At 44.4% G+C, this 13,115-nt stretch carries 15 protein-coding genes and 1 pseudogene; 4 read left to right on the plus strand and 12 right to left on the minus strand.

Annotation, left to right across the window (positions count from 1 at the left end; translation table 11 throughout):
- The first annotated feature begins 75 nt into the window (after positions 1-75).
- The 3 genes and pseudogenes from AAFP11_RS17410 to cysK all read left to right on the plus strand — a co-directional run.
- Positions 76-654 (plus strand): Uma2 family endonuclease, encoded by a 579-nt coding sequence (locus AAFP11_RS17410; RefSeq protein ID WP_341738213.1) that lies wholly within the window; start codon positions 76-78, stop codon positions 652-654.
- Between the two features lie 654 nt (positions 655-1,308).
- Positions 1,309-2,340 (plus strand): sulfate/molybdate ABC transporter ATP-binding protein, encoded by a 1,032-nt coding sequence (locus tag AAFP11_RS17415; RefSeq protein ID WP_341738214.1) that lies wholly within the window; start codon positions 1,309-1,311, stop codon positions 2,338-2,340.
- 232 nt (positions 2,341-2,572) lie between these two features.
- Positions 2,573-3,514: pseudogene (cysK, locus tag AAFP11_RS17420) on the plus strand (cysteine synthase A); the annotation flags it as partial.
- Positions 3,515-3,741: 227 nt separating this feature from the next.
- Here cysK and AAFP11_RS17425 read toward each other — a convergent pair.
- The 10 genes from AAFP11_RS17425 to AAFP11_RS17470 form a co-directional block, all read right to left on the minus strand.
- Complete coding sequence (locus tag AAFP11_RS17425) at positions 3,742-4,536, minus strand: sulfite exporter TauE/SafE family protein (protein ID WP_341738215.1); 795 nt, start codon at positions 4,534-4,536, stop codon at positions 3,742-3,744.
- Positions 4,537-4,538: 2 nt separating this feature from the next.
- Complete coding sequence (locus AAFP11_RS17430; protein WP_341738216.1) at positions 4,539-5,024, minus strand: hypothetical protein; 486 nt, start codon at positions 5,022-5,024, stop codon at positions 4,539-4,541.
- Positions 5,025-5,180: 156 nt separating this feature from the next.
- Positions 5,181-5,582, minus strand: a complete 402-nt coding sequence (locus tag AAFP11_RS17435; protein ID WP_341738217.1) for a DUF202 domain-containing protein — start codon at positions 5,580-5,582, stop codon at positions 5,181-5,183.
- A 123-nt stretch (positions 5,583-5,705) separates the two neighbouring features.
- Positions 5,706-6,128 (minus strand): DUF202 domain-containing protein, encoded by a 423-nt coding sequence (locus tag AAFP11_RS17440; protein WP_341738218.1) that lies wholly within the window; start codon positions 6,126-6,128, stop codon positions 5,706-5,708.
- An 828-nt stretch (positions 6,129-6,956) separates the two neighbouring features.
- Positions 6,957-7,388: a hypothetical protein gene (locus AAFP11_RS17445; protein WP_341738219.1), complete on the minus strand. Its 432-nt coding sequence runs from the start codon at positions 7,386-7,388 to the stop codon at positions 6,957-6,959.
- A gap of 45 nt (positions 7,389-7,433) precedes the next feature.
- Complete coding sequence (locus AAFP11_RS17450; RefSeq protein ID WP_341738220.1) at positions 7,434-7,604, minus strand: hypothetical protein; 171 nt, start codon at positions 7,602-7,604, stop codon at positions 7,434-7,436.
- A gap of 150 nt (positions 7,605-7,754) precedes the next feature.
- Positions 7,755-8,342 carry a cadmium resistance transporter gene (locus tag AAFP11_RS17455; protein ID WP_341738221.1) on the minus strand — a complete coding sequence of 196 codons (588 nt, stop codon included), beginning with the start codon at positions 8,340-8,342 and terminating at the stop codon, positions 7,755-7,757.
- A gap of 134 nt (positions 8,343-8,476) precedes the next feature.
- Positions 8,477-8,950: a hypothetical protein gene (locus AAFP11_RS17460; RefSeq protein WP_341738222.1), complete on the minus strand. Its 474-nt coding sequence runs from the start codon at positions 8,948-8,950 to the stop codon at positions 8,477-8,479.
- A gap of 116 nt (positions 8,951-9,066) precedes the next feature.
- A complete protein-coding gene (locus AAFP11_RS17465; RefSeq protein WP_341738223.1) occupies positions 9,067-9,258 on the minus strand; it encodes a hypothetical protein in 192 nt (63 codons plus the stop codon).
- An 11-nt stretch (positions 9,259-9,269) separates the two neighbouring features.
- The gene (locus tag AAFP11_RS17470; protein ID WP_340523228.1) at positions 9,270-9,497 is read right to left on the minus strand and encodes a hypothetical protein; all 228 of its coding nucleotides are present in this window, start codon (positions 9,495-9,497) and stop codon (positions 9,270-9,272) included.
- A 182-nt stretch (positions 9,498-9,679) separates the two neighbouring features.
- Here AAFP11_RS17470 and AAFP11_RS17475 point away from each other — a divergent pair, with 182 nt between their 5' ends.
- Positions 9,680-10,114, plus strand: a complete 435-nt coding sequence (locus AAFP11_RS17475) for an endonuclease domain-containing protein (protein WP_341738224.1) — start codon at positions 9,680-9,682, stop codon at positions 10,112-10,114.
- A 272-nt stretch (positions 10,115-10,386) separates the two neighbouring features.
- Here the strand turns inward: AAFP11_RS17475 and AAFP11_RS17480 are convergent, their stop codons facing one another.
- Both AAFP11_RS17480 and AAFP11_RS17485 read right to left on the minus strand, forming a co-directional pair.
- Complete coding sequence (locus AAFP11_RS17480) at positions 10,387-11,913, minus strand: phosphomannomutase/phosphoglucomutase (RefSeq protein ID WP_341738225.1); 1,527 nt, start codon at positions 11,911-11,913, stop codon at positions 10,387-10,389.
- A gap of 249 nt (positions 11,914-12,162) precedes the next feature.
- Positions 12,163-13,068, minus strand: a complete 906-nt coding sequence (locus tag AAFP11_RS17485) for a D-hexose-6-phosphate mutarotase (protein WP_341738226.1) — start codon at positions 13,066-13,068, stop codon at positions 12,163-12,165.
- Positions 13,069-13,115: the final 47 nt, after the last annotated feature.

Consider the following 13,115-nt stretch of genomic DNA (forward strand, 5'->3'; position numbering starts at 1 on the left):
ATCTGCGTTCATCTGCGGTTGAATTGTTAAATATGAGCTACAATCAAGATAAATTCTAGACTGGATCTGAGCGCGATGCCTCCACTACTTAGCAAAACCACAGATCAGCGAATTGTTCATCATGGAATGTGGGAACGGTTTAAATTTATCCAAAAAGGCTTTGAAGGCTCCCCTGGAGTGCGACTATTTTACTATGATGGGACGATCGAGATTCTGATGCCTGGAGAAGACCACGAAGCTTTTGCTCATGTTATCGGTTACTTATTGACTACCTTTCTCGTCGAACAGGGAATTTTCTTCAAGCCCACAGGGGCAATGACGCAGGAAAGATCGGGAGTTGTCTCTGTACAAGCAGATGAATCCTACTGCATTGGGAGTGTAAAACAGATTCCAGATTTGTCGATCGAAGTTGTCTTTACCAGTGGAGGCATCAGTAAGTTAGATCGCTATAAAGCTTTGGGTGTTCCAGAGGTTTGGTTTTGGGAAGATGGATTGCTGAAAATATATCATCTCCAAGACGGTAGCTATGAAAAGAGCGATCGCAGTCAGCTACCCGGACTTAGTAACCTGAATCTCGATTTGTTCAAACGCTGCATTTTGATGGCGGAAACTGATGCTGGGGAAGCTATTAGAGCGTTCCGTCGAGAGATGTAGGCGATCGCAAAGCGGCTCTCCTGGTATCCGATGATTGATATAGCTTATATCGTTTCTGGTTGCATTTGAATGATTTAACCGCAGAGAACACAGAGGACACAGAGGGAGAAAATAGAGATCTTAATAATTCAGATGCTACCGGATTTAATATTATGTGTCTCAGGGTAAGGATTTCAGCGATTTCATCACCAAAATTTTGTACTTTTCGATACAGTTACTACCACAAATCCAAGAGAGCCAACCCTGAATAGGTTTGTGATGCGATCGCCTGCATATTACAGTTAGGCAATCGCACTTTTGTTATCCAATCATATACCAAAAACAGCTTATTTACCGCGCCACAGATGAACGGCATCGCTGTTGATTTGGGACCTGACTTGCAGCCAATCTTCTAGCAAGTAGTCATCATCTACTGCTTCAGAATGCTGTTCATCACCGCCGAGAATGTGGCTGCTATATATTCCTGGCAGTTACAGATCTAGAGTCAGGAATTTCTCCGAACAAGAGATAGAGTTTACCACATACTACTGTAAATAGATATACTAACTGGAGTTAATAAAAATGTCAAGGTCTAAAAAAAAGTTACGACCATGACATACTACCGTATTTAATGTATAGTACATAAAATCGGTCAACGAACAGGAGTTAAAGGTTATGAGCATTACAATTGAGAACGTATCCAAGCACTTTGGGTCGTTTCATGCCATTGACAGCGTGAGTTTGGAAATTAAAAACGGCTCTCTAGTGGCGCTGTTGGGCCCTTCGGGTTCCGGGAAATCGACTTTGCTGAGGATGATTGCGGGACTTGAACCCCCAGATAGCGGTAACATTTATTTGATTGGTGAAGATGCTACTCAGCAGTCGGTGCAGGAACGGAATATCGGTTTTGTGTTTCAGCATTACGCTTTGTTTAAGCACATGACGATCCGAAAAAATATTGCTTTTGCGATGGAAATTCGCAAACTTCCTAAAGGCACAATTACCAAACGGGTTGAGGAACTTTTGGAGTTAGTGCAGTTGGGTGGTTTGGGCGATCGCTACCCTTCCCAGCTTTCGGGAGGCCAACGACAGCGGGTGGCCTTAGCCAGAGCTCTAGCAGTTCAGCCGAAAGTGCTGCTATTAGATGAACCTTTCGGAGCGTTGGATGCTAAAGTTCGCAAAGAATTGCGATCGTGGCTGCACCAACTCCACAAAGAAGTGAATATCACTACAGTTTTTGTGACTCACGATCAAGAAGAAGCGATGGAAGTAGCCGATGAAATTGTAGTGATGAACAAAGGTAGAGTGGAACAAGTTGGCACTCCTGCTCAAATTTATGACAAACCGGCAACGGCTTTTGTGATGAGTTTTATTGGGCCTGTTAATGTGTTGCCGAATGCGATCGGGCTGTTTAACAGAAATGCTGAAGAACTCTCTAACCATGGAGCTGCTCATTCTCAAGTAGTATTTTTGCGTCCCCATGATGTGGTAATTAATACTCAGCCGGAGTCCGGTTTTGCGGAAGCAAAAGTCAGCCGCATCATTCATCTGGGACGCGAAATTCAAACCGAATTGTTATTAGAATCGGGTCAAACTGTGACCGCTTACGTCAGCCGCGAGCGCTTCGATCAACTACAGTTAGTGCGAAATCAAAGGGTTTATGTCAAACCCAAACACGCGATGACTTTTCCTGCTTATTCTATCTAAATCCACGGTTGCATCTTACTCAAAATCTGGTCACGCGGTAATACATAAATCCTCAAAGATTTTGGCCTTCTTTGAGTGTTTTAACTTGTGGCATTGTCTTAACTCTGGTAGCGACAGGTTACTTATTGACCAAACCGCCTTAACAGCCTTGGCAGTTGCCATATCGCTAGCTAGGTACTAGCTCAAGCGATTTTTTCATCAAAACCCCAAAAAATACCACTATACACATAGTAGAACTCCTTTAGTTCAGCTCAATAAAATTCCCCAAGCCGAAGGAGTAGTTGCTCAAATTGCGGTAAAATTGGAAGGGATGAATCCGGCTGCTTCGGTGAAAGATCGCATCGGGGCGAGCATGATTCAGGCGGCAGAAGAGGCGGGATTAATTGCACCGGGGAAAACTATTTTAGTGGAACCGACTTCGGGCAATACTGGAATTGCTTTGGCAATGGTGGCGGCGGCTAAGGGTTACAAATTGATTTTGACAATGCCGGATACGATGAGTTTAGAGCGCCGATCGATGTTAAAAGCTTACGGTGCTCAGTTAGAATTAACTCCCGGACATGAAGGGATGTTAAGCGCGATCGCCCGCGCCGAAGAAATTGCAGAAGAAACTCCCGGTGCTTTTTTGTTGCAGCAGTTTCGCAACCCCGCTAATCCGAAAATTCACCGGGAAACTACGGCGGAGGAAATTTGGGCCGATACTGACGGTAAAATAGACTTTTTAGTGGCTGGAGTTGGCACCGGCGGTACGATTACGGGAGTTGCTGAAGTAATTAAACAGCGCAAGCCGAGTTTTAGGGCGATCGCAGTTGAACCGACAAACAGCCCCGTGCTTTCTGGAGGCAAATCTGGTGCCCACAAAATTCAAGGAATTGGTGCAGGATTCATCCCGGAAGTCTTGAAACCAGAGTTAATTGATGAAATAATTACTGTTAGCGATGAAGATGCGATCGCCTACAGTCGTCGGCTAGCGAGAGAAGAAGGATTATTGTCAGGAATCTCCGCAGGCGCAGCTTTATTTGCAGCCATTGAAATCGGCAAGCGTCCCGAAAATGCTGGAAAATTGATAGTTTTTGTGCAGCCTTCTTTTGGCGAACGCTACCTTAGTACAGTGCTGTTCAAAGATTTAGAATTACCGACAGTCAGCGAACTCGAAGCATTAATTAGCAATTAATCCGCAGTAGGGCGATCGTCCCTCCTGCGACATTGATATCAGCTTAACCCGAAAGACCGCCAGGGAATTAATTCCCTGGCTCAAAGCGAAAGTCCTCTGAAGAGGACTAATGAGTTAATAGTCCTCTTCAGAGGACTTCAGCTTTGAGGCAGGGGTTTGAACCCTTGCCGGACTGCACCGAAAGCGCATATTTGTTGACAGCAATACTCCTGAAATTACCCTACTTTTCAGACTTGATACAACTTCCAACTCGCCATCGCCAACATTCCGTAAATCACAAACTTAAGCGGGCGTTGAGGCATAATTTGGCAGAATTTAGCACCTACTAAAACTCCCGGCACCGAACCCAACCAAATTGGCAATACTAAACTCCAGTCTACTGTTCCCAGGCTGAGGTGTCCCAGAGAGGTAAACATCAACAAAATTGCCGCCTGCGAAATATCTGTACCCACCAATTTTGAAGAATCCAGGCGGAAAAAAGTAATCAATAACAATGCAAACATCGAACCGGAAGAGACGCTAGTGATTCCCACTATGGAGCCTAAAATTGCTCCCGCAATCACCGTAAAAATACGACCAGAATTAGTATTTAATTCCCATTCTGGGGGCTGTGGTAATTTCAAATTAGGGAGAAGGATTTTGAGCGATAATTGGGAGATTGCTAACATGACAACTAGGGCGATCGCCATTCCCAGACAGTGCAACAAGATGTAATCTAAGTTCTCAGTGCCGCTCCCTTTGATGCAGTGTAATATCCACACACCACCCAGGGAACCAGGCACGCTTCCTAAAGCCAACCATTTAACTACTTGCAAGTCCAGGGTTTGTTGTTGCCAGTGTTTGAAGCCACCAACAACTTTCATAAATGTGGCTGCTACGACATCTGAACTCACAGCAATCGATGCCGGAACTTGAAAGACACAAATCAACATCGGCGTAATGAGTGAAGCTCCTCCTACTCCGGTCAAACCAACGATAATTCCCACGAAAAAACTGAAAAATGATAGTAATAAGTAGTTCACGGTTAGCTCCCCAAAAGGTCGATCGACTGCTGGGTGGAAAATAGGTCGGGAGTATCGAGAATATTAAAATGAATCAATGCCACAATCACAAGAGTGAAGGCGGTTGATGAGATGAAACCGGTCAATAACTCTTTTTTGAGGTTTTTTTCCTTGGGTTTGTCTGTAAAAACCTCTACACTCCCTAGCTGCATCAACAGAATTCCAGCAATATTGGACAGCCAGTAGCCGACAATTGAGCAAGGAAATAGTAAATCTGGGGAAAGCAAGCTACAGAGATACCCAAAGCCATAAGCAATGGGCAGATTGAAAAATAAATCGTTCCACCAACACAGCGGTGATAGCAAATATCCAATTACTAGAAGCAATCCGCCTCTGAGTTTTTTCAACCAGCCTTTTTTCAAGCCGTCTCGCTTAGCTTCGGGTAACTTCTCGCTTGCTGACTGTGCTGAAATCTGGGACTCTTCACTGACTTTTTTAGCATTTTTCACGTCAAAATCTTCATAACTCGATCGATCTACCGTAGTTTATCATTAAAACCGAGAATATGTCCAGTAACTCGATCGAGTTACTGGACTTTCTCGAAATCGAGGAAAGTTTAGGTATTTACACTCAATAATAGCCGTTGTCTGTTAACTGCTGTGCGCTTAATCGGGGATGGGAACAGTGACTGAACCCTGGGCTGAGGCCAAAATCACATAAATTACTCCTATTCCCAATAAGCTGAGGGCAAAACTGAAAAATAAGATCATGCCGTCTGGTGGCTCGTAGGTATCGTGGTCAATTTGGTGGCGAACGGTGAAGTAGTGCTTGGTTGAGATTAAGACTGTCGCCAAACCTACTAGAGAGAAGATTAAGCCCAATTTCCACCCCATCGTGTGACGGTGCTGTAGGGGGAGTTGGACAACGCGCAGTCGCACGATGACGACGCCAAAACCCATAAGTGCGATCGCGGCCCGCATCCATGCTAAAAAAGTGCGTTCATTGGCAGAAAGATCGATCGCCCGCGACAGATTTTGCTGTTTTAGTTTCTCCTCATCTACTGTCATCGGTGCCCACTATCTAGCCTTTTTTTGGTAAATCAGGTGCGTCGCCCTGGAAAATTTGGCAGTTCAATTTAACAGGTTGCAACAACGCACCCTACAAATCAACTTTTATATTAAAACCCACCATTATTCTGGTGTCATCAAACCAAATGAACTGGCAGGAACTGTGAATATATAATAAATTACTCCCGCCCCTAGGATGGCGATCGCGAGGCTAAACAGAATTACCCAGCGATCGGTAGGTTCATAGGTATCATAATCGATATCGTGGCGGACACCGAAGTAGTGCTTAGTTGAGAATAGCACCGTCAGCAAACCCACTGCCGAAAAAAGCAAACCCAACTTCCAGCCATTACCGGGAGTTGGCAGCATAGGAGGATGGAAGGCGCGAAGGCGCACGATAACTACGCCAAAACCCATCAGCGATATTGCTGTCCGCATCCATGCTAAATAAGTGCGCTCGTTTGCCAAGTGATCCCGCACCCGCGACGGATTTGGTCGCTTAGTCTTTTCTGTATTTACTTTTGTGGATGTGAACTTTAATAGCATGGCTCAACCTTTTAATCGTGACTGCAAATATAGCAACCCTCGTATCATTTGTGCATTTCTTACTCCCGGACCTTAATAAGGTCCGGGTTGGGGTGGGGTAAAAAACTTTACTACTCGTGCAAGCAGGGCTGTTTCATTCTTTGTAGGGGCAATCCCACGCCCGGTTGCCCCAATGCCTGAAATGACGGAAAATTGTCGGTGGGGGGGGTAGGCACGCACCATCCACTACCCCTACAAAGCCCTCGTTTTTTGGAGAATGAAACCGCCCTGGGGCTAGGGGGGGTTACTTCTTCCTTCTACTTACCTGTTTTTACAAAGCCGAGGGCGTTTCAACTACAGCCCAATCAATCATTTTCCTCAGTAGGTGCGTTGGGTAATTGGGTATCTATTTGACACTCCCCTGCCTGAAGGCGAGGGGATTCTTGGTTCTGCGACATACCTTAAAACTATCTATCCTTGCGGCAGTGTTTAAACCAGGTATCCGTTCAAAAGAACCAAATATCGAGCTTAATTTAGATAGCCTCAGAGGGTTTGTCTCCCCAAGCTTTCGAGAATTGCTTCTCTTGTTTCTGTGTGCCCCACAGTACATTTTAGAAATAAAAAGTTTGGTCTCTGATTTTGGCTTACATTAGTTAGCCCAGCTATGTTTTTCGTGGTGTTCGCCACCCACTAACCATTATTGTTTTCCGACCAGTCGTTTGAGCGTGGTGTCTCATGTGTATCGGCGGTTATTCTACCTGTAGTATAGTTATTTTACTCTACAATGAACACAATGCAAGAAAGTTCAAGAAAACACTTAACAAAAGTTGATAATTAATTAAAGCCGTCCTAGAAGGACGGGGCTTTAGACCCAATTTCTTGGTAAGCCTGAGTCACGTCAGGAACAAACCAATTCGCATCCCCAGGCTGGAAAAATTTAGCAGTAGGAACGTTAAATTCAATAGCCGCCGTCTGGGGATTAGCTGTCGCTACAAATTGAGTTCCGTCAACTATTTTAACAGCTACGCGGCCGGTCAATGCTTGTGCAACTCGATCGCCCACACTTAAATCGGTGGCTTTGACATCGCTGGGTAGATAAATTCCATCACAATCCCATTTGTGTTCTGTTATTTGGCCAGCCCCCAGAAAATAAAGAGCATTCTCGTAATCAGAAGCTGATTTTTTGCGTTTCGGGCCGTAAACTGCTAGGGTTTTTCCTGTATCGTTGCGACATTGACCCCAACTTTTGCCCGTTTCTAAAGTATATTTTTGAAACTCCAATTGAGCTATTTTTTTCTGAAGTTCTTCCGGCGTGTAATTCTGATTTTATTCGGTGGATTTTTTCGCTTCTAATAGAGTGTTAAGAGTTTGATTTACCTCTAGGTAGTCGGGATTGCTAGTGTATTTAGGCTTGTCTGAACCAGCCAGAGAGGCGGGAGCAAAAACTAAATTTGCCGCCATGACTAAAACTACTAAAACAATTTTCAAGAATCTCACGATTTTTCTCCTTTGGTAGGTGCTTTTGTGATTGTCCTATTGCCGGATCATGGGAATGTTAATGTTGAGGCAAACTCAGACGTAAAATTACGATTAATATTATCATTTTTGTCACTTTTGTCAAGTCTAATTACATGATTTTAAAAATCTTTATTGCCAAATCTTGTTGACAATTTTAAAAACAACATCTATCTTTAGGGGGAGAGTGGCAGTAAGCGATAAGTACCGCTCTCTATCAGATCGATAAGGAGCATAGCACCAAACCCCAACTAGGGTAAAAAATACAGCGAGAATCACCACCAAATTCTCCAAGGTAGTGCTAGCAAACAGCGGCACGTAGATGCTGATATTGTCACTGCCATTAGCCACCGTCACCGCTGCTACGCTGTAAGTTTGGGGAGACAGAAAACTGCTAAAAGCCGATGGTTCGGACTGCTGTGCTTCCGCTTCTTCAGAGTCATCTGTATCTGCATTCAACAAGCGACCGATTCCAATTGCGATCGGCAAAATCCCAAGCATTCCAATCCATTCTGGGGGAAATATTAAGCGACCAAAAAAACCGGGAAGGCTAGCAAACACCAATGCAGCAAATCCTAAATACTGACCAGCAATAATGTGCCGTCGCCGGAACGCAGCATTTACTTGGGAGAAGAATAGCAGCAGGATGACAATATCGTCTAGGTTGGTAGCTGTAAAAGCTGTGATTCCAGTGGCAATTGCTGTTGCTAATTCGTTCATTTATTTTTGGACTCCTAGGGCTTTTTATTTGTTGTATTCGAGGGAAATTAATTATTTTGTTTCCTGTTCGTAGTATGTAATTTGGTCTATAATTTGTTTTGAGGAATTAATTTCTGACTACTAACTGGTAACTGCTAATCAAAACTATCACTGTCAATGGGGAGTGGATTCAACTTAGAACTGCCGTAAATAGCATTTCCTTCGCTGTCGAATTTGGAGTGAATTGCATCCACTCTATGCCGCATCGATCCCGCCAGTTCAGGAGAACGCAGCCGCTGCAACACAAACCATCCGCAAGTAGCAACTAAGTACATCAAGAACAAGTAAGGAAACTTATCATAAGGAGCTTCTGGAGGTGGGAACATAGTGCTACCGGGAATGCCAACACTGCCCACCACAGGAATCATCATAAATGCGATCGCTACGACCGAAAATACGATATCTTGCAGGCGCAATTTACCAATTTTGTGCAGGTAAACTGGTGCGGCGATCGAAATTAAGACGTAAACTGTTAAAAATCCATAGCTATAAATTGCTCCTAAATAACCCATGCAATCAAACAGCTTGATATTAAACAAAGACATTACAGCCGGAACCAAAAATGTCATAAACGTACACATCGTCACAGCAACGTGGGGAGTTCTGTTAGAGGAATGAGTCCTACCTCATGAAGAGTGAAATAAACCGTGGCGCGCCATCATAAAAAAGACTCTAGCCGCTGGATTTATACTGCCAAGTACAAGTGCATGAGTACCCCTCGTTTGCCAGCATTGACAATCGCAAAAAACCTCGATAAGATAGTTAGCAGCAAAATCAGGAGAGCGAGCTTGACTGCAATGTCCACATCTCTATTAGTTTGATTAGCAGATTTAGTCTTAGGGATTTTACTGCTAGACTCTCCACTGTTAGATGACATATTCCTCGTCTCTATAGGGATTCAAAAGTAGCAGTAAAACCATCTAAGGTAAAACATTCTTCCATAAAATCCTCTGCGTCATTGACGTTTTCAATTTGATATTCCATGATGCGTTGGCCGTCACCTTTCATTTTTTTTGAAGAAAGAGGTGTTCCCGGATATTTTTCAGCGATCGCCTTGAATGCCTTAGAATGGATATCCCAGCTTGCTGCTGAGCAGTTAATGCTTACACGCCACATAATTAAATTCCTGGTTGGATTCGATTTGCCAATAGTCTGAAACTTATTGTGCCACGATTTGGTAAATCGCAGGCGCGCTCAGATATTATTAATAATCTTGTGGTTTGGGAGAGAGCCATCATGCTCCATTCCCTAGGGGAGGTTTATCATAAAATAAATTACAATGACCAGTCTTGGAATTGATGAAATACAACATCATCCCCTATAACCCCAAACTTAAGGAACTTGCCCGCCAGCTTCGCAACAATATGAGTCCAGGCGAAATCAGTCTTTGGAAATACATCAAAGGCAAACAAATGATGGGCTATGACTTCGATCGCCAACGGCCTATCGATGAATTTATTGTAGACTTTTATTGCAAACAATTAATGCTGGCGATCGAGATTGATGGATATTCTCATGACAGTGAGGAAGCACAAAAGCGCGATCGAGAACGACAAGCTCGCTTAGAATCGCTAGGCGTGAGATTTTTACGGTTTACAGAGGAGGATGCAAAGCATCAGGTTGAAGGTGTTTTAGAGGTGATTCAGGCTTGGGTTTTGCAGAATGGATACAGCCCAATCCCCCTCAAAAGCCGAGGACACACCCCCAGCCCCGATGAGGAAGAGGTAGATTAGATCCAGTTCCCCTCCAGGGAGGGGTTAGGGGTGGGTTCCCCGATGAGGAGGAGGTAGATCCAGCCCCTCTCAAGAGGGGAGCAAGAGCCAGTTCCCCGATGAGGAAAAGGTAGATTAGATCCAGCCCCTCTCAAGAAGACACACCCCCAGCCCCTCTCAAGAGGGGAGCAAGAGCCAGTTCCCCGATGAGGAAAAGGTAGATTAGATCCAGTTCCCCTCCAGGGAGGGGTTAGGGGTGGGTTCCCCTCCACGGAGGCGTTAGGAGTGAGTTTCTACTTCAACAGTGTAGAAAAATCAAGAGATTCTGTTGTTTGGAAAAAAACTAAAAGCCGATCGACTATGCGACGGACACCACCTTGGACGTTAGACTCAACATTCAAAGGCATCACCGGATCGTGCAGAGATAAACGTAACAGAAACCAGCCTGATTCGTGAGGTGATGTGCAGGAAATCCGCAGCCCTTCATAGTTATTGGGAACGATTTTCCAGTCCGCTTGATTTGATGCAAATTCTTGCAGTTGTTCAATAACGCGATCGCCCAGAATCCTAAAATCATCCACATTAATTTTAATCCGAAACTCGGCACTTTCTTCCGGTTCTTGTAAATTGGCAATTAAAGCTGGCAATGACTTATTTTGGAGCTGGGATTTAGCCAATTCAATCAATAATTTACTAACCAAATAAGCACCATCATCCAGAAAGTAATTTTCCTTCAAAGCTCCATGGCCAGAAGTTTCAATAGCCAGCCAAGATTCCTGTCCGCTTTGATTGAGACGAATCGATTCATCAATCACATTTTTGTAGCCTCTTTTAAAGCGATGGTGAATTCCTTTTAAATCCTGTTCGATGAATTGCGTTAAGCCATCGGAAGTAATGGAATCGGTGACAACGGTGGAACCAGGGTGTTCTTGTAAGACGATCGCCGAAATCAAGGCAATTAAGCGATTGCGGTTGAGTTCCTTGCCGGTTCCATCGACTGCGGCACTACGATCGACATCCGTATCAAAAATAATCCCAAAATCAGCTTGATGTGCAATTACCGCTTGACAAATTGACTGCATTGCCTGTTTATCTTCTGGATTTGGCACATGATTCGGAAAAGTGCCATCGGGTTCAAGAAACTGACTACCTGTGGTGTCTGCACCCAAAGGTTTTAGAACTTTATCCACATAGAATCCCCCAGCACCATTGCCCGCATCCACAACAATTTTTAACCCGGTCAGTGGCCGCTCAAAATTATCGGCATGATTCACAGATTTCCGAATTTTACTCACAAATTGGTTCGCATAAACTGATATGAAATCATGTTTTTCAATGCTACCTATAACCGTTGCTTTTTCAAACTCATTGCTTTCAGCTAATGCTAAGATATCTGTAATATCTTTTTTTTGTAAACCACCATTAGCGGTAAAAAACTTTAAGCCGTTGCGATTAAAAGGCAAATGGCTAGCCGTCAGCATAATCGCGCCATCACAATCAAAACCAGGAGTAATTGTGCTCATAAACATCGCCGGGGTTGAAGCCATATCAAAGTCGTATACCTGGCTACCAACTGAGGTTATTCCCGCCATGACTGCTTGCATTAAAGTGGGCCCAGATAGGCGGCTGTCGCGCCCGATCGCGATCGTTAACTTTTCCGCAGGTTTATGGACTTTTCCCACCAGCCAAGTGGCAAATGCTTGACCCAAAATTGTGGCAATTTCCGGCGTGAGGTTAACTTTTTCATCGGCCACCCCTTCGAGAGCGATACCGCGAATATCTGAGCCATTTTGGAGTTTTTTCCAGTTATAATTTTGCATAATCATTGATGGTAATATCTACGATACCTTAGTTTACAGCAAGTTGAAATTAAATATTGTTACATTTGTTGCGATCGCCATTATGATAGCCGAAACAATCAGTCACAAATAATTATTCATCTCTCTCTTATCTTCCTCTGCGTTCTCTGCGCTCTCTGCGGTTAAATCTTAGACATTACGGTGACAGAGTTTTTCAATACAATAGTGAAAAATATAGCCCCATCACCGCTGAGATTAAGCTCTCATTCCTTAATCGCGCTCAACGCTGTAAATTGCAGCCAATCGGAACTCACCATGAGCAGGAACTTCGACAATATCCGTCGCCGCATTGGTCGTTTCCACGCAGATTAAACGCTGATAATCGCTATCATCAAGGTCGGCCATACTTGCAGAGATTTTCACCCAGGGATTCCACACTACAGCAGATTTGCTACCAGAGGACTTAATGCGAATACGACGATTAAGACTGCTATCGTCAATGACTAATTCATTGGTAACATTTAGATAAATGCGATCGACTTCACCAGTTGCTACCACTCCACCCACTTGAGTTTTTTCCACACCACCATCGGCTTTATCAAGATACTGGGTATTTTCCAATCCCAAAACCTGCACGAGGTTGATATCTCCTACTTGGAAATAGGTGTGGAAAGCTTGGGTAAGGGGAAAAACTTTATCGCCTAAATTGCGGGTAATTAATTCTACCGTGAGAGTGGTGCTGACCGTAATGGCGATCGCCAATTCAAAAGCTTGAGGCCAAATCGCCCTCGTTTCCTCAGTATCCTGAAGCCCCAGAATGACTTGAGTTGCGCCCTCTGGAGTAGTGCTGGTTGATACCACATTCCAGAGACGATTCCGCACAAATCCATGACTGGGCCGCCCCAAGCCTTCGGGATCTGGGCCAAACCAAGGCCAACAGATGGGTACACCGCCTTTGATGGCTTTCCCCTCCGCATAGTAGGCTTTATCGCTGAGGAACATCAAATCGGCGGTTTCGGTGGCTGGTTGGAAGGAGAGCACTTGGCCAGAATACACAGAAATCAAGGCTTTGGCTTGGCCATTGTCGATGTGAATCATCGGAAAACCGCCGTTTCCGGCGGCAAAGGTGAGGTGGCCGGCAATGCCGTAGTCGGTGTTTAATTGGTCAATACTCATGTTGTTGCCCTGGTTAACTGCTTCACAATTATCTCAGGACTTTAGTA

Source organism: Microcoleus sp. CAWBG640, from assembly GCF_020883015.1.
In the GTDB taxonomy this organism is placed as follows: Bacteria; Cyanobacteriota; Cyanobacteriia; order Cyanobacteriales; family Microcoleaceae; genus Microcoleus; species Microcoleus anatoxicus.